17 protein-coding genes are annotated in these 14,994 nt (G+C 69.0%); 7 read left to right on the top strand and 10 right to left on the bottom strand.

Translation table 11 applies throughout. The features are described from left to right. Nucleotides 1–6: 6 nt before the first annotated feature. Nucleotides 7–1,362 (top strand): hypothetical protein, encoded by a 1,356-nt coding sequence (locus A5759_RS19710; protein ID WP_068200577.1) that lies wholly within the window; start codon nucleotides 7–9, stop codon nucleotides 1,360–1,362. Between the two features lie 180 nt (nucleotides 1,363–1,542). Here the strand turns inward: A5759_RS19710 and A5759_RS19705 are convergent, their stop codons facing one another. Genes A5759_RS19705 through A5759_RS19695 form a run of 3 tightly spaced genes read right to left on the bottom strand, consistent with a single transcriptional unit; the run spans nucleotide 1,543 to nucleotide 3,487 of the window. Then, entirely contained in the window at nucleotides 1,543–2,172 is a 630-nt protein-coding gene (locus A5759_RS19705; RefSeq protein ID WP_064419886.1) for a class I SAM-dependent methyltransferase, read from the bottom strand. Continuing rightward, nucleotides 2,172–2,834: a DUF2064 domain-containing protein gene (locus A5759_RS19700; RefSeq protein ID WP_068200575.1), complete on the bottom strand. Its 663-nt coding sequence runs from the start codon at nucleotides 2,832–2,834 to the stop codon at nucleotides 2,172–2,174. Before A5759_RS19700 ends, A5759_RS19705 begins: the two co-directional genes overlap by 1 nt. Continuing rightward, the gene (locus A5759_RS19695) at nucleotides 2,831–3,487 is read right to left on the bottom strand and encodes a glycosyltransferase family 2 protein (protein WP_064419888.1); all 657 of its coding nucleotides are present in this window, start codon (nucleotides 3,485–3,487) and stop codon (nucleotides 2,831–2,833) included. Before A5759_RS19695 ends, A5759_RS19700 begins: the two co-directional genes overlap by 4 nt. A gap of 103 nt (nucleotides 3,488–3,590) precedes the next feature. Here A5759_RS19695 and A5759_RS19690 point away from each other — a divergent pair, with 103 nt between their 5' ends. The 3 genes from A5759_RS19690 (at nucleotide 3,591) to A5759_RS19680 (ending at nucleotide 5,895) form a co-directional block, all read left to right on the top strand. Next, nucleotides 3,591–4,292 carry a response regulator transcription factor gene (locus tag A5759_RS19690; protein WP_064419889.1) on the top strand — a complete coding sequence of 234 codons (702 nt, stop codon included), beginning with the start codon at nucleotides 3,591–3,593 and terminating at the stop codon, nucleotides 4,290–4,292. Beyond that, nucleotides 4,292–5,314 carry a cell wall metabolism sensor histidine kinase WalK gene (locus A5759_RS19685; RefSeq protein WP_064399649.1) on the top strand — a complete coding sequence of 341 codons (1,023 nt, stop codon included), beginning with the start codon at nucleotides 4,292–4,294 and terminating at the stop codon, nucleotides 5,312–5,314. Before A5759_RS19690 ends, A5759_RS19685 begins: the two co-directional genes overlap by 1 nt. 128 nt (nucleotides 5,315–5,442) lie before the next feature. Then, a complete protein-coding gene (locus A5759_RS19680; RefSeq protein WP_068200573.1) occupies nucleotides 5,443–5,895 on the top strand; it encodes a nitroreductase family deazaflavin-dependent oxidoreductase in 453 nt (150 codons plus the stop codon). A 53-nt stretch (nucleotides 5,896–5,948) separates the two neighbouring features. On the opposite strand, the gene A5759_RS19675 is transcribed toward A5759_RS19680, so the two are convergent. From A5759_RS19675 to A5759_RS19655, 5 genes are read right to left on the bottom strand one after another with little or no spacing between them, the layout of a single operon-like run. Then, complete coding sequence (locus A5759_RS19675) at nucleotides 5,949–7,076, bottom strand: nitronate monooxygenase family protein (RefSeq protein WP_066810725.1); 1,128 nt, start codon at nucleotides 7,074–7,076, stop codon at nucleotides 5,949–5,951. 23 nt (nucleotides 7,077–7,099) lie between these two features. Next, entirely contained in the window at nucleotides 7,100–7,906 is an 807-nt protein-coding gene (locus A5759_RS19670) for an alpha/beta hydrolase (protein WP_064419893.1), read from the bottom strand. Further along, nucleotides 7,906–8,937, bottom strand: coding sequence for an NAD(P)-dependent oxidoreductase (locus A5759_RS19665; RefSeq protein ID WP_066810726.1), 1,032 nt, complete (start codon nucleotides 8,935–8,937; stop codon nucleotides 7,906–7,908). The genes A5759_RS19670 and A5759_RS19665 overlap by 1 nt, the downstream gene beginning before the upstream one ends. Beyond that, on the bottom strand, nucleotides 8,934–9,719 hold the full coding sequence (locus A5759_RS19660; RefSeq protein WP_068200571.1) for an S-methyl-5'-thioadenosine phosphorylase: 786 nt from the start codon (nucleotides 9,717–9,719) through the stop codon (nucleotides 8,934–8,936). Before A5759_RS19660 ends, A5759_RS19665 begins: the two co-directional genes overlap by 4 nt. 2 nt (nucleotides 9,720–9,721) lie before the next feature. After that, nucleotides 9,722–9,946 carry a hypothetical protein gene (locus A5759_RS19655; RefSeq protein ID WP_064399655.1) on the bottom strand — a complete coding sequence of 75 codons (225 nt, stop codon included), beginning with the start codon at nucleotides 9,944–9,946 and terminating at the stop codon, nucleotides 9,722–9,724. 44 nt (nucleotides 9,947–9,990) lie between these two features. Here A5759_RS19655 and A5759_RS19650 point away from each other — a divergent pair, with 44 nt between their 5' ends. Further along, nucleotides 9,991–10,860 (top strand): 1,4-dihydroxy-2-naphthoate polyprenyltransferase, encoded by an 870-nt coding sequence (locus tag A5759_RS19650; protein WP_064427086.1) that lies wholly within the window; start codon nucleotides 9,991–9,993, stop codon nucleotides 10,858–10,860. An 82-nt stretch (nucleotides 10,861–10,942) separates the two neighbouring features. On the opposite strand, the gene A5759_RS19645 is transcribed toward A5759_RS19650, so the two are convergent. After that, nucleotides 10,943–12,040: a DUF1214 domain-containing protein gene (locus A5759_RS19645; RefSeq protein ID WP_064427087.1), complete on the bottom strand. Its 1,098-nt coding sequence runs from the start codon at nucleotides 12,038–12,040 to the stop codon at nucleotides 10,943–10,945. After that, nucleotides 12,037–12,612 (bottom strand): TetR/AcrR family transcriptional regulator, encoded by a 576-nt coding sequence (locus A5759_RS19640; protein ID WP_064419898.1) that lies wholly within the window; start codon nucleotides 12,610–12,612, stop codon nucleotides 12,037–12,039. The genes A5759_RS19645 and A5759_RS19640 overlap by 4 nt, the downstream gene beginning before the upstream one ends. A gap of 115 nt (nucleotides 12,613–12,727) precedes the next feature. Between A5759_RS19640 and A5759_RS19635 the strand changes: the two genes are divergently transcribed. Further along, nucleotides 12,728–13,891: a sulfotransferase gene (locus A5759_RS19635; RefSeq protein WP_082961618.1), complete on the top strand. Its 1,164-nt coding sequence runs from the start codon at nucleotides 12,728–12,730 to the stop codon at nucleotides 13,889–13,891. 97 nt (nucleotides 13,892–13,988) lie between these two features. Further along, nucleotides 13,989–14,990, top strand: coding sequence for a MoxR family ATPase (locus tag A5759_RS19630; RefSeq protein WP_064425323.1), 1,002 nt, complete (start codon nucleotides 13,989–13,991; stop codon nucleotides 14,988–14,990). The last annotated feature ends 4 nt before the right edge of the window (nucleotides 14,991–14,994 follow it).

Below are 14,994 nucleotides of genomic sequence, written 5' to 3'. Positions count from 1 at the left end.
GATGGAATGCCGACCAGTCGCAAGGAAATCGTGGCGGTCGCCGTCGGTGTGTTGCTGGTGGTCGCCGCGTTCGTGGTGCCGCATCTCGACCTGGGGATCGTCACGCCACTGATCAACGCGACGCCAGGGCGCCTACGCCAGTTCGCCGACACCGCGCCGATCTTCGGATGGTGGAACGCACACGTCGGGTGGGGCACGGTCCCCGCGGTCGTGATCGGCGCCGCGGTGGTGTGGTGGGGGCCGAAGGCCGCGCAACGGATGTCGTGGCGTGCGTTGCCGTGGGCGACATGGGTGACGGCGTGCGGATGGGCGTTCTCGCTGGCCATGATCGACGGTTGGCAGCGTGGTTTCGCCGGCAGGCTGGTCGCTCGCCACGAGTATCTGCGTCAGGTTCCCACCGTCACTGACATACCCCATGCGCTGCGCACATTCTCCGACAGAATCCTTGATTACCAACCGGATTCGTGGATCACCCATGTGTCGGGCCATCCCCCTGGGGCGCTGCTCAGCTTCGTCTGGCTTGACCGCATCGGCCTCGGTGGCGGCGCGTGGGCCGGCCTGCTGTGCCTGCTGGTGGGGTCCAGCGCCGCAGCCGCCATCCTCGTCGCGGTGCGCGCACTGTCGGGGGAAGCGACCGCGCGGCTGGCTGCCCCGTTCGTCGCCGTTGCGCCCACAGCGATCTGGATCGCGGTGTCGGCCGACGGCTACTTCGCGGGAGTCGCGGCGTGGGGTATCGCGCTGCTGGCGATCGCCGTCGGGGGCACCGCGAGATGGCCCGTCCTCGCTGCGGCAGGAGCCGGTCTGCTGCTGGGCTGGGGCGTGTTCCTCAACTACGGCCTGGTTCTGATGGCCTTACCCGCGCTCGCGGTGCTGATGTGCGCGACCGACTGGCGGGCCGCGGCCCGTGCCGCGGTTCCGGCGGTCGGGGTCGTCCTCGCCGTGGTGGCGGCCTTCGCGGTGATGGGGTTCTGGTGGTTCGACGGCTATCAGCTGGTGCAGGAACGCTATTGGCAGGGCATCGCCAACGACCGGCCGTTCCAGTACTGGGGGTGGGCGAACTTCGCCTCCGTCGTGTGCGCGATCGGCCTCGGCAGTGTGGCCGGTCTCGGCAGGGTGTTCGACATCGCGGCGATCCGGCGTCGGCCCGGCCTGCCCATGCTTCTTCTCGGCGCGCTGCTGGCGATCCTGTTCGCCGACCTGTCGATGCTGAGCAAGGCCGAGACCGAACGCATCTGGCTGCCGTTCACCGTCTGGCTGACCGCCGCCGGCGCACTGCTACCGCCGCGGTCACACCGCTGGTGGCTCGGCGTCAACGTGGTGGGCGCCCTGCTGCTCAACCACTTCATTCTGACGAATTGGTAACGGACGCTGGTCGCCACGCACATCCGTAGGACATTGCCGGGACCCTGGAACCGTGCAACCCGGCGCCGCCCGGGTGCAGCGGGTTATCCGCTGGCGTAGCCCGGCTGGTCGCTCTTGAACGTCCACGATGTTCGGGGTCGGCGCCGTCGTCTATGCCGTACGGCTGGCGACGGCCAGGAACTAAGCCAGCGTCAGGCTGGCGACCACCCGCTTGCCGATCGGATGGACGCGGGTTAACGCCAGGCCCGCGGTCTCGGCGACCTCGGCGGCGCAGTCGATGCCCACCGACGCCCACGGAAACCACGGGCCGACGACACGCGACGACTCGAGCCGGACCCAGCGGTTGCGCACACCCTGTGTCAGAGCCTCGAACTCGGCGATGCATCGACCGCCTCGGCGCAACAACTCCGCTGCCCTGTGCAGCATCCGGAACGGGTCGCCGCCGAGGCCCACGTTGCCGTCGGCCAGCAGCACGGTCTGCCACCGCCCGGTCGCGGGCAGCTGCCCGAACACGTCGCGGCGCAGGACGGGCGCGCCGTTGCGTCGCGCGAGCCCGACCGCGGTCGCGGACTGGTCGACACCGAGCGCAGGTATGCCCCGGCGGATCAGCTCTATCACCAATCGTCCTGGGCCGCAGCCCAAGTCGATCGTCGGCCCTTCGCACAGCCCGACGACGGCGCGGTCGAAGCGGCAATCGGCGTGCACGCCTCCGATCCAACGATGCACGGGAAGGGCACGTACCTCACCGTCGTCGCTTCGGATCCAGCACTGCTCACCGTCGAGCGCGCAGTCGTAGAGGTTGCCCAGCATCAGGCGAGCACCGACTCGGCGGCCAGAACGAACCGGCTGTCCGGCGCGCATCGCCGGCGCACCGCGTCGATGTCGGCGATGGTGTCGAAATCGGCGAGCTCGTCGAGCAGACCGACGTCTATGCCATTGCCGCGCAACGCCTCCAGAGTCAAAGCGCCGGTGTCGGACCGCGACATCGGCACGCTCTGCAGGCATTCGGCCATGGACGGGTGCGAGACACCCAACACCCACCACCCGCCGTCGGTAGCGGGTCCCAGGACCGCGTCGCTTCCGATCAGCGCTTGGCCGCATTCGGCGAGTAGCCCGGCGGTGACCTGTGGGGTGTCCATGCCGATCTGCAGTACCGGGTCGCCGGCAAAAGCGTCCGCGTGCGCGTTGGCCAGTCGCTGGGCGAAGTCCGCGCCACGTTGAGGTATCACCGTGAATCCCGCTAAACTGCAGGCTATTTCGTCACCTCGGCTCGCCTGCCTGAGATCGCCGGTCATCGCGACGACCCTGCGTCCGACCGGCGCGGCGGTGACGGCATCGAGGGTGTCGAGCAGCGCGGCGGCGGCGAGGTCGGCCGCGGCGGCGTCGCCGATCGTCGCCGCGAGCCGGGTCTTCGCCAGCCCCGCCACCGGCGCCTTCGCCACCACCAACACCGTCACCGCCAGCACCGTCACGAGATCACACGCCAGAAGTCGAAGGCGGCCACAGCGCTGCCGCGCACCGATCCGCTGACCTTGGACTTGCCGCCGGTGCGCGCGCGGTAGTCGACATCGCGCTCGACGACGCGCCACCCGGCGGCCGCCGCCCGAACCAGCATTTCGAGGGGGTACCCGGAGCGGCGGTCGCTGACGCCGAGAGCGAGCAGGGCGTCGCGGCGGGTGACCCGCATCGGGGCGATGTCGTGTACCGCCAGGCCGTGGCGCTGCCGTAGCCGCCAGCACACCGCCGCGGTGCCGAGGCGGGCATGCCACGGCCACTTCAGCCCCGGCACCGGCCGGCGCCGCCCGATCGCCATGTCGGCCCCGTGGTGGAGGTCGTCGACCAGAGCGGGCAGGTCACGGGGATCCAGCGAACCGTCGGCGTCCAACACCGCCACGATGGGCGTCGTCGCCGCTACCACCCCGGCGTGCACTGCGGCGCCGTAACCGGGCCGCTTCTCAGGTACCACCTGCGCTCCATGCTCCCGGGCGACGTCCGCGGTCGCATCGGTGCTGTTGTTGTCGACCACCAGCGGCCGATATCCGTCCGGGATTGCCGCAAGCACGCCCGGCAGCGACTGCGCCTCGTTGAGACACGGCAGCACCACGGTCACCGAACAGTCGGGCATGGGTTCGAGGCTAACCAGCCCCTGACCGCGCCGACCAGTGGATCAATGACGGATCCGTGACATCGGCGCAGGTAGTCGCCGCACGGGACTACTCTCGGAAACTGTGACGCGGGTATTGATCGCCGACGACGACAGCGTCGTGCGTGATGTCGTGCGTCGCTACCTCGAGCGCGACGGGCTCGACGTCGCAATCGCCCACGACGGAGCCGAGGCCCTGCGGCTGCTCGGCTCCCAGCACATCGATGTCGCGGTGCTTGACGTGATGATGCCGGGCCCGGACGGGCTGACGCTGTGCCGCAACTTGCGCCAGCGCGGCGGATACACGATGCCGGTGATCCTGCTGACCGCGCTCGGCGAGGAGGACGACCGCATCGCGGGCCTGGAGGCCGGCGCCGACGACTACCTGACCAAACCGTTCAGCCCGCGCGAACTGGCGCTGCGGGTGCGCTCGGTGCTGCGGCGCGCGCCCGCACCGACGGGCCGGCGGGCGTTGGACATCGCGGTCGGCGGCCTGACCGTGTCGACGGCCGCGCGCACCGTGACCGTCGCCGGGCAGCCGGTGTCACTGACCAACCGCGAGTTCGACCTGCTGCTGTTCTTCCTCACCCACACCGACGTCGTGTTCAGCCGCGAGGAACTGTTGAAACAGGTGTGGCACTGGGATTTCGGCGACCTGTCGACGGTGACCGTGCACGTCAAGCGGTTGCGGTCGAAGCTCGGTGAGCACCACAGGGTGCATACGGTGTGGGGCCGAGGCTATCTGTGGAGCAGCGAGGCCCGCTCGCCGGAAGGGCAGAGCGCCTAGTGCCGTCCGACCTCTGGGACATCATCGGGTTGGCGCTGGCATGTTCGGTTCCCGTGGTGCTCGCGGGCGCACTGGTCATTCGCCTGGCCCGGTCGTGGTCGCTGGCGGTGAGCATGGTGGCGCTGGTGCTCATCCCGGTGTTGGCGACGTTCACCGGTGTGCTCGGCGCAAGCCGCTTCATGATCACCGAAACCTTCGAGAAGACCGCGATCGTCCTGGTGATCGTCTCGGTGGTGACGATCCCCGCCGCGGTGATGCTCGCGCGCTATCAGGCCCGTCGCACCGTGTGGGAGCAGGAGATCCGCGAGTCCGAACGGGCCGCCGAGCAGTCGCGCCGCAGGCTGGTCGCGTTCGTCAGCCACGATCTGCGGACCCCGCTGGCCGGGATACGGGCGGTGTCCGAGGCGATCGCCGACGGCGTGGTGCCCGACGCCGAGGTCCGTGTACACGCCAAAACCATTGAGCAAGAGTCGGTTCGGCTCTCCGAGATGGTCGACGACCTGTTCGAGATGTCGAAAATCAACGCGGGTGCGGTCCAACCGGTGTTCGACAAGGTGGCGCTCGACGAGGTGGTCGACGATGTGCTCACCGCACACCGGATCACCGCCGAGCGCGCGGGAGTGGCGTTGACGGCCGAACTGCCGGAGGCGCCGGTGCGGGTGCTGGGCAGCGACCGCGCGTTGGTGCGTGTGCTGTCCAACTTGGTGGCCAATGCGATCGCCCACACCCCGGAGGGGGGCCGGGTGTCGCTGTCGCTGGGCTCGGACGAGAACGGTGCGTGGGCGCGCGTCGACGACACCGGCGTCGGCATCGACGAGGCCGACCTCCCGCGGGTTTTCGACGTCGCCTATCGCGGGTCCAACGATCGCGTGCCGCGTGCCGATTCGTCGCTGCCCAGTGGGTCGGGGCTGGGGCTCGCGATCGCCGCGGGCCTGGTGCAGGCCCATCGCGGGACGTTTTCCGCCCGCAACCTGGGCACGGGCGCACGCTTCGAGGTGCGGCTGCCGCTGGCGACGGACTGATTTACACCGTCGCTGGTCGTTGAGCGGCGCGTTCGACGACCGTGGCTTCTCGCTCGACCGCTTGGGGCCTTGTTCTTGAGTGATCACTCAAGTAAAGTCGTTGACCTCATCCCCCGAGGAGGTTCGCGATGACTACACGAAGTGCCGACAAGGCGGTGCGCAAGTTCAAGTTCGAGCGGCAGCTGGGACGCGTCCTGATGAACCCCGTGGTCGCCGCGCTCGACCGCGTGGGTATCCGGTCGTCGCTTGTGGTCGACCTCGAGACGATCGGACGCAAGAGCGGGCAGCCGCGGCTCGTACCGCTGGCCGGCCGCTCCGACGACACCGGCGTATGGGTGATCTCGCAACACGGTCGCCGCGCGGGCTGGGCCTACAACATCGCGTCGAACCCCAGGGTGCGCGTCCGCATCAACGGCGAATGGCGCACGGGCACCGCGACGTTCGAGCCCGACGACGACGTGCGCGCCCGCGCCCGCACCTTCGGCGGCGCGGGCAGGCTCGGCCAGTCGGCAACCGCGTTGACGATGCGGGCTATGGAAAGCGACCCGATCTCGGTGCGGATCACCTTCGATGCTCGGTGATTTCGGTGCATTATCGATCGCTCTGCGATACGTAGCGCACCGAAATCACCCCACTAGTCGGGTAGCGAGTTGCTCAGCCGTTCGGTCGCGGCGACGTAGTCCTCGATGAACTCACGCACCACCTCGCGCGCCGGTTTGACCTTGTTCATCAGCCCGACACCCTGTCCGACGAAGTACGTCGCCAGCGCCTGGGCGCCGGGATGCCCCTGCGCGGCCAGCACATCGATGCGACGCACGACGGGCTCGGCGAGCATCGACTGCAGAGGAAGCGGCAGCGGCTTCTGGCCGCCTTCGTTCGGCAACCACGCCTGGGTCCAATCCGAAACCAGTTGGCGCGCAGGCTTTCCTGTCCTGCCCGCCGAACGGACGGTGTCGCGTGACGAGGCGGCGAGGAACTTCTCCTTGGTGTAGGGCGCGGTCTCGGCCTCTTCGGTCGTCAGCCAGACCGAACCGGTCCAGGCGCCGGCCGCGCCCATCGCCACCGTCGCGGCCATCTGCCTGCCCGTGACGATTCCCCCCGCGGCGAGCACCGGGATGTCGCTGCCGATCGCCGCCAGCGCCTCCAACACCTCGGGCACCAGCACCAGCGTCGTCACCTCACCGCAGTGCCCGCCGGCCTCGGTGCCCTGTGCGACGATCACATCGACGCCGGCATGCGCCTGCTTGACGGCGTGCTCCTTGGCACCGACCAGCGCGGCCACCGGCACGCCGTTCTCCTTGCCGGCCTTGATCATGTAGTCAGGCGGGACGCCCAGCGCGTTGGCGATCAACCGGATGGGGTGGTTCATCGCCACGTCCAGCAGGTCTTTGCCCGTGTTGCCCGAGAGGGCGGCGTTGCCGAACCGCGGCGCCTCCTCGGCCTCGATGTCGTGTGCGGCCAGCAGCTCGGTGACGAAGCCGCGGTATTCGTCGGGGATCCGGCCCGCGAGGTCGCTCATCGTCAGATCCTCGCCCTTGCCCTCGTAGCGGGCCGGGACGATCAGGTCGACGCCGTACGGCTTGCCCCCGACGTGGTCGTCGATCCAGGACAGCTCCTGGTCGAGCTGCTCGGGTGTGTACGCCGTTCCGCCCAGCACGCCGAAGCCGCCCGCGCTGGACACCGCGGCCACCACGTCGCGGCAGTGGCTGAACGCGAACAACGGGAAGTCGATGCCGAACTGCTCACAAATCGCTGGTTTCACCCGGCCAGTATGGCTACCCCGGGTCACCCCCGAGACAGGAGCCGCCGGATCGCGTCGAGCATCTGCTTGCCGGCGAGCAGCTCGAGGTCGTTGTGCCCGGCGCCGGGCACCAGCTCGTAGCTCTTCGGCTCGTTGGCGGCGTCGTAAAGCCGTCGGCTCATCGGCTCGGGCACGACGTCGTCGCGGTCCCCCGCGATCACCAGTAGCGGCGCGCGCACCGACGGGATCCGCTCCAGCGACGGGTAGCGATCCAGCAGCAGCCACCGCACCGGCAGCCACGGATAGTGCACCGCCCCGACGTCGGGTAGCGAGGTGAACGGTGAACGCAGCATCAACGCATGCGGCGGTCGCTCGACGGAGAGGCCGACAGCGACTGCGGCGCCGAGAGATTCGCCGAAGTAGGCGATCTCGTTAACCCCGTCCTGTGCGGCCAGCCACGACTGCGCGGCCCGCGCGTCGGCGGCCAGACCGTCTTCCGACGGGCGGCCCGGATTGCCCCCGAAGCCGCGGTAATCCACGAGCAGCGCCGAGGAGCCCATTCGGTTGAGCGCCACGGCCAGCGGCGCGCGCATCGACCGGTCTCCGCCGTTGCCCGGCAGTACCAGCACGGCGGGACCGTCCCCCTCAACCGGGAAATACCATGCGTCCAAACGGATTCCGTCGTCGGTTTCGATCACCACGTCCTGTCCGTTGCGCGCCACCGTGGCGGCGGACGGCACGGGACCCGGCGACGGGAAGTAGACCAACCGCCGCTGCTGAGACCACAGCAGACCCATCAGACCGGACGCCACGAGCGTGACGATAACTACAACGCGGACGGTGCGGCGCATCAGGTCCGCAACGGCGCGAACGCGAACTCGCGCAACCCGTCGAGCGGGTCCACCGCCGCGGAGAACCTGAGCACCTCGGCGGCGCGCGCCGGGTCGGCGACGATATGGCGGACGTCTCCGCTGCGGTACTGGCCGGTGACCACCGGCGGCGCGTCGCCGCGGGTCTCGCACAGCGCGGCGGCCACCTCGAGGATCGAGATCGGTCGTCCCGAGCACACGTTGAACGCGTCGAATCCTCCCCGCTCAAATTCCACGGCCGCGACGTTGGCCGCCGCCACGTCGTCGACGTGCACGAAGTCACGCATCTGCCCGCCGTCCTCGAAAACGCGTGGCACATCGCCGGATTCGAGCTCGGAGCGGAAGATCGCGGCCACGCCGGAATACGGGGTGTCGCGGGGCATGTAGGGGCCGTAGACGTTGTGGTAGCGCAGCGCGGTAACCGCGCCCCCGACGGCCTCCGCCCACGCGAGCGCGTAGTGCTCCTGCGCCGTTTTGCTGGCGGCGTACAGGCTGCGGGGCCGCAGCGGCGCGTCCTCGGCCACCAGTCGCCACTGGACGATCTCGCCGCACACGGGGCACCGGTGCTCGAACACGCCGGCGTCGAGGTCGGCGCGCGTGCGCGGATGGGGGTCGACCGGTCCATGCTCGGCGCAGTCGTAACGGCCCTGCCCATAGACCACCATCGACGACGCCAGCACCAGTCGTTGGCAGCCCGCCGCGAACATCTCGGCCAGCACCACCGTCGTCCCGTAGTCGTTGTGCGAGCCGTACGAGGGCGCGTCGGCGGCGTTGACACCCGCACCGACCACGGCCGCCTGATGGCACACCACCTCGACGCCCTTCATCAGCGGCGCCAGCGCGGACGCGTCGCGGACGTCGACCATCCGGCAGTCCGGCGGCGGTTCGGCACCCGGCCCGTGGGCGGCGGGGAGCATCGCATCGACGGCGATCACGTCGTGTCCCGCGTCGCGTAGCGCCTCGTGGATCCGGGCCCCGATGAATCCGGCCGCGCCGGTCAGCACGACTCTCACGGGAGTTCGAACGGCAGTCGGACACCCTCGTGCGCCAGGCAGTGCGTACAGGAATTCACCTCGGCCGTGTTTGCAGTGTTTTCGATGGCGTCGTGCACGAGCTTCTTGAACGGCACCAGGTTGCGTTGGAACTCGGCGAACACGTCGACAGTGCGCACGGCCGTACCGCTGTCGATGCCGGCATCCAGATCAGTCACCAATGCGATTGGTGAATAACACATCTCGAGTTCACGAGCCAACACCGCCTCGGGGTAGCCGGTCATGTTGACCAGGGTGAAGCCCTGGTTGGCGAACCACCGACTCTCGGCGCGGGTGGAGAACCGCGGCCCCTGCACCACCACCATGGTTCCGCCGTCGACGACGCCGGGCAGGTTGGTGGCCGCCGCGCGCAGGCTCGGGCAGTACGGGTCGGCGAACGCGACGTGGATGCCGCCGGAGTCGAAGTAGGTGTCGACGCGCCCGCGGGTGCGATCGACGAGCTGGTCGGGCACCACCATGGCCCCGGGCCCGAGGGCGGGGGTGAGGCTGCCGACCGCGCACGGCGCGAAAATGCGTCGCACCCCGAGGGAGCGCAGCGCCCACATATTGGCCCGGTACGGCACCGTGTGCGGGGAGAACTCGTGGTCGGCGCCGTGGCGCGGCAGGAACGCCACCTCGTGCGCGCCCACGGCGCCCATGGTGATCGCGGCGCTCGGCGCGCCGTAGGGGGTGTCGACGGTGACGCTGCGGGCGTCGGGCCCGAAGAAGCTGTAGAAACCGCTCCCGCCGATGACTCCCAGCACGTCTACGCGGGCGGTTGGTCGTCGGTCTCGTCGACCTGTTGCGACGCGCGCCGCACGGTGTCACGGATCTCGAACGCGTCGGTCGCGAAACCGCCGATCGCATTGGCGACGTCCTTGACCGCGGTGGTGACGATCGACACCACCTCGCCGACGGTCGATACGCCGGAGTCGAAGATCTCCTGCACGGCGTCCTTGCGGATCTCCGCCTTGCTGAGTCGGTCCTCCATGCGCTCAGTCTGCCACGGCCTGCCGCCGTGCGAGACTGGCGCTCGTGGCGACATTCGCGCAATGGGTCGAGGGCGCTCGGCCGCGCACGCTGCCCAACGCGATCGCACCCGTGATCGCGGGCACCGGTGCCGCGGCGTGGCTGCAGGCCGCGTGCTGGTGGAAGGCGCTGCTCGCATTGGCGGTCGCCGTCGCGATGATCGTCGGGGTCAACTACGCCAACGACTACTCCGACGGCATCCGCGGCACCGACGACGTCCGCGCGGGGCCGCTGCGGCTGGTCGGCTCGAAGGTCGCCACGCCTCGCGCCGTGCTGACCGCCGCGGTGGTGAGCCTGGTCATGGCGGCGATCGCGGGTCTGGTGCTGGCGGTGGTGAGCGCCCCGTGGCTGATCGCGGTCGGCGCGGTGTGCATCGCCGGGGCGTGGTTGTACACCGGCGGGTCGAAGCCGTACGGCTATCTCGGACTCGGCGAGGTCGCGGTGTTCGTGTTCTTCGGGTTGGTGGCCGTGTTGGGCACCCAGTACACCCAGGCGCTGCGGATCGACTGGGTGGGCGCCGCGATCGCGGTGGCGATGGGGTCTCTGTCGTCGGCGGTGTTGGTGGCCAACAACCTGCGCGACATCCCGACCGACACGGAGTCAGGGAAGATCACGCTGGCCGTACGACTCGGCGACGCGCGGACCCGGCTGCTGTATCAGCTGCTGCTGGTGGTGGCATTCGCGTTGACGTTGGCGCTGATGCTTGCGACGGCGTGGGCGGCTGTCGCCCTGGTGGCCCTGCCGCTCGCGGTGCGCGCGGCGGCACCGGTGCGTCGAGGCCGTGGCGGTAAGGACCTGATCCCGGTTCTGCGTGACACGGGGTTGACGATGCTGGTGTGGGCGGTCGCTGTGGCGCTTGCGCTGGCGCTCGGGTGATCTCACGCCGCGTGAGCGTGCGTGAAATGTCGGGATTTCGCGACGTGTCGTGTGCCAACACGCACGCTCGCGCTGAAGATGACTAGGTGACGTCGGTCGGGGCGTCGGTCACCTTCACCAGCGTCACCTCCGGCTTGGCGGGTACCGCATCGGCGAGGAACCACCGGAACGCCAGGTTGCCGCGCGGATAGTCCACGGTGGTAATGGAATTCGGGTGCGCGGTCATACCGCGGGAGATGACGGCGGTGATTGAACCGTCGGAGTTGGGCACCGCGCTGTAACCGTTGATCGACGTCCTGGCGTCGGTCACACCCGCCATGAACTGGTTCCACACGACGAGGTTCCAGAACCGGCAAGCCGGCGGCCGGTGGGTGACGACGAGCGCCTCGTCGTCTTCGAGCACGAAGCTGCCGTAGGAGTAGCACGCGTCGCGTGCCGACCACCCGAAGTTCGCGTCGGGCACCTGGTATGGCTCGGCGAATTCGTTTGCGGCCTGGGCGATCTCGTGACCGAGCGTGTGGGCGTCGTCGACTCGCACACCGACCGCCAGCGGCAGGATCGCGAACATCGTGCGCAGCCACGCCGCGCTGGACCGCAGCGCCGCTGCGGTCTCGGCGTCGCCGTGCCGGATCGGGTCGGGCTCGTCGAGCGCCTCGATATGCCAGGACACTGGGCGCCCCGTCAGCGGGTCGGCCTGGTAGTCGCGGGTCACCAGCACCACACCGCCGTCGGTCGGGCCGTATTCGAAGGAGAAGTTGCCGTCGGCATCAAACTCGAGGTCGTCGTCGCGGACCAGCGCGACGATCCGATCCGACCACGCGCCGGGGGACGGCTCGTTGTAGGCGGTCACCGAAAAGTAGACGCTGTCGCCCCTGTTACCGCTGATGCGGTAGCGGCGCTTCGGGTCGACCGGGCACATGAAGTAGAAGGCGTCGGTGTTGTCCCCGCCCCAGCGCCGGTCGCGACGGAACGGGGTGTTGAGTTCGACCCACACGGGCCGGCTCGGCTCGGCGAAGAGATATGTGTCGAACGCGACGCCGAGCGTGGTGGCCAGCATGCGGTAGCCGTCGGCAATGTGACGGTCGTCGGAGACGGCGCGGTCCCCTTCGAGGAAGCTGCGGTCCAGGCCGCCGAGGGTGTCGAGCAGTTCTCGCCACGCGCTCGTCGATTCGTGCGTCATGCGCTGATTCCTCTCGTGATGAAAGTGGCGGTCCGGTCCACCCACGCGTCGTCGAGTCGATCTGCTCGGGTGATCAGGCACAGAAACGTCATGCCCGCCATGGCCTCGACGACGTCGGCGGCCGACACCTCCGGCCGTACCTCGCCGCGGGCCGCGGCCGCGTCGAGCCGTTCGGTCAGCCCGCGCGAGAGCACGTGCGAGAAGCGCTGCAGCAGCGCGGCGTGCAGCGCGGGATCGGCGGCCATCTCCGCGACCAGGCCCGGTAGTGCGGCGCGCGCGGCAGGGGTGGTCAGCACGCCGACGGTGCGGCTGAGCATCTCGCGGATGTCGCCGGCCAGCGACCCGGTGTCGGGGAGTTCGGTCGCCGTGCCGAGGGGAAACACCGCCTCGTGCACGAGATGGGCCTTTCCCGGCCAGCGGCGGTAAATGGCAGGCTTGCTCGTGCCCGCGCGACGGGCGATCGCGTCGACGGTGAGGTCCGCGTAACCGGTGGATCCGAGCAGGTCGACCGTCGCGCTGAGCACCGCGTCGTCGATGCGCTTGTCGCGGGGTCGGCCAATTTCCGTCGTCATTACGAAACCGACAGTAACATAACTCACTGTGACCGACATCTCACCTGCGCCGCCCGTCGTCCTCGACGACCTCGCCGAGCCGCGCTTCCCCGTGGAGATCCAGCCGATTCGCGACATGATGGCGGCGATGGCGCCCGAGTGTCCGCTCGACGCCGACGTCCTGCACGCAAAGGCCAGCGCGGAGACCGGGCTCGACGACTTCGGCCCCGACGATTACCGCGACCGCCTCGACGTGTATCTGGCTGCGTTGCAGGAGATTCCGGGACTGAGCGACGCCGGAGTGGTGAACTTCCACGCCCAGCTGGTCCAGTTGCTGAAGAACCGCCTGCTGCTCACCGACCTCCTGGCCAGCCATCCCGAGATCCACGACATCGAACTGGCGCCGCCGGTCGTCATCGCCGGGCTGCCACGCACCGGCACCACCCACCTGCACAACCTGCTGGCCGCGGGTCCGACCTTTCGCACCCTTCCGTACTTCGAGAGCAACGAACCGTTCCCGTTGCCCTCAGAGGCCGGTATCGACCCGGATCCCCGGCGCACCCGGATGGATGCCGCGGTGGAGTTCATGAACGCGGTGATGCCGCACTTCGCGCTCATGCACGAGATGACGACCGACCACGTGCACGAGGAGATCCAGCTGCTGGCCAACGACTTCAGCTCGATGCTGTTCGAGACGTTGGCGTATGTGCCGCGGTGGCGCGACTACTACCTCTCACATGACCAGACGCCCCACTACGAGCACCTGGCGCTGCAGTTGAAGGCGTTGCAGTTCCTGCGCGGGGGCAGACGGTGGCTGCTCAAATCCCCGCAGCACCTCGAGCAGCTGCCCGTGCTCGACCGGGTCTTTCCCGGTGTGGTGGTGATCACGACCCACCGCGATCCGGTCCCCGTCGTGCTGTCGATGCTCGCGATGCTGACCTACTCCGCGCGCATGCACTGCGCACCGGTTCCGGTCGAGGACATCGCCGCATGCTGGATCGACCGTCTCGAGCTGATGCTGGCCGCATTGATCCGCGATCGCGACGTCATTGGGGCCGAACGCTCGATCGACGTCAGGTTCGACGACTTCATGGCCGACGAAATGGGCACCGCAGCAGCGATTTACACGCTTGCCGACGAGGCGATGAGCGGGGACGCCCGCTCGGCCATGGCCGACTACCTCGCGGGCCACCAGCGGGGCCGCCTCGGGCGGGTGGCGACCTCGCCGGAGATGTTCGGACTCGACCCGAACGAATTGGCGGCCCGCTTCGCCCCGTACGTCGAACGCTTTTTGGCCTAGCCCTCGCGCGGGTCGCCGCGGCTGTTCGCCCGATCAGCGGTGTGTGAATACCCTGGCCCGGGTATCCGCATCCGGCAGCCGGAGACGAGAGGCATCCATGACCGCAGCACGAACTCAACTCGACCAGCGCGATCTCGCCGAAGCGCGACGCGTCGTCGCCGCGGTCTCTGACGCATTCTCGGCCAAGGTCGTCGGCCAGGAGAACCTGCGCGAGTCGTTGCTGATCGGCCTGCTCGCGGGCGGTCACATCCTCATCGAGAGCGTTCCGGGGCTGGCCAAGACGACGGCTGCGCGCGTGATCGCCGAAGCCATCGACGGCGGGTTCCGACGCATCCAGTGCACGCCCGACCTGCTGCCCAGCGACATCATCGGCACCCAGATCTACGAGTCCGCGACCAATTCGTTCGTCACCCAGCTCGGGCCGGTGCACACCAACATCGTGCTGCTCGACGAGATCAACCGGTCGAGCGCCAAGACGCAGAGCGCGATGCTCGAGGCGATGGAGGAGCGTCAGACCACGATCGCGGGCACCGAGTATCCGATTCCCGAGCCGTTTCTGGTGATCGCGACGCAAAACCCCGTCGACCAGGAGGGCACCTATCCGCTGTCGGAAGCCCAGACCGACCGGTTCATGCTCAAGGACGTCGTGCACTACCCCACCCCCGAGCAAGAGGTGGAGATGATGTCCCGGATGGACGCGGGGCTCTACGACAAAGAGCACCGCAGCAGGCCGGTCGCCGGCCTCGACGACATCCGCCGGCTGCGCGCGGTCGTGCGCCACGTCCACATGGACCGCGCGCTGATGCACTACGCCAGCCAACTGGTCACCGTCACCCGTGAACCCGAGCAGTATCTTCCGCGCCAACTGGCCCGGTTGATCGAGTACGGCGCCAGCCCTCGCGCCACCATCGCCTTCTGCAATGCCGCCAGGGCGCTGGCCCTGCTGTCCGGCCGCGGGCATGTCATCCCCGGCGACATCGCCAAGCTCGCCCATCGGGTGCTGCGGCACCGGCTCATCCTCGGTTTCGAGGCCGCCAGCGCGAACGTCACCCCCGAGCTGATCATCGACGCTGTGCTGCAAGCGGTTCGAGTGCCGTAGGGCC

It is taken from the genome of Mycobacterium sp. 852014-52144_SCH5372336 (genome assembly GCF_001665615.1).
Classification (GTDB): domain Bacteria; phylum Actinomycetota; class Actinomycetes; order Mycobacteriales; family Mycobacteriaceae; genus Mycobacterium; species Mycobacterium neumannii_A.
Note: the sequence above shows the minus strand (reverse complement) of the source record. Positions and strands in the feature narration are given on the sequence as shown.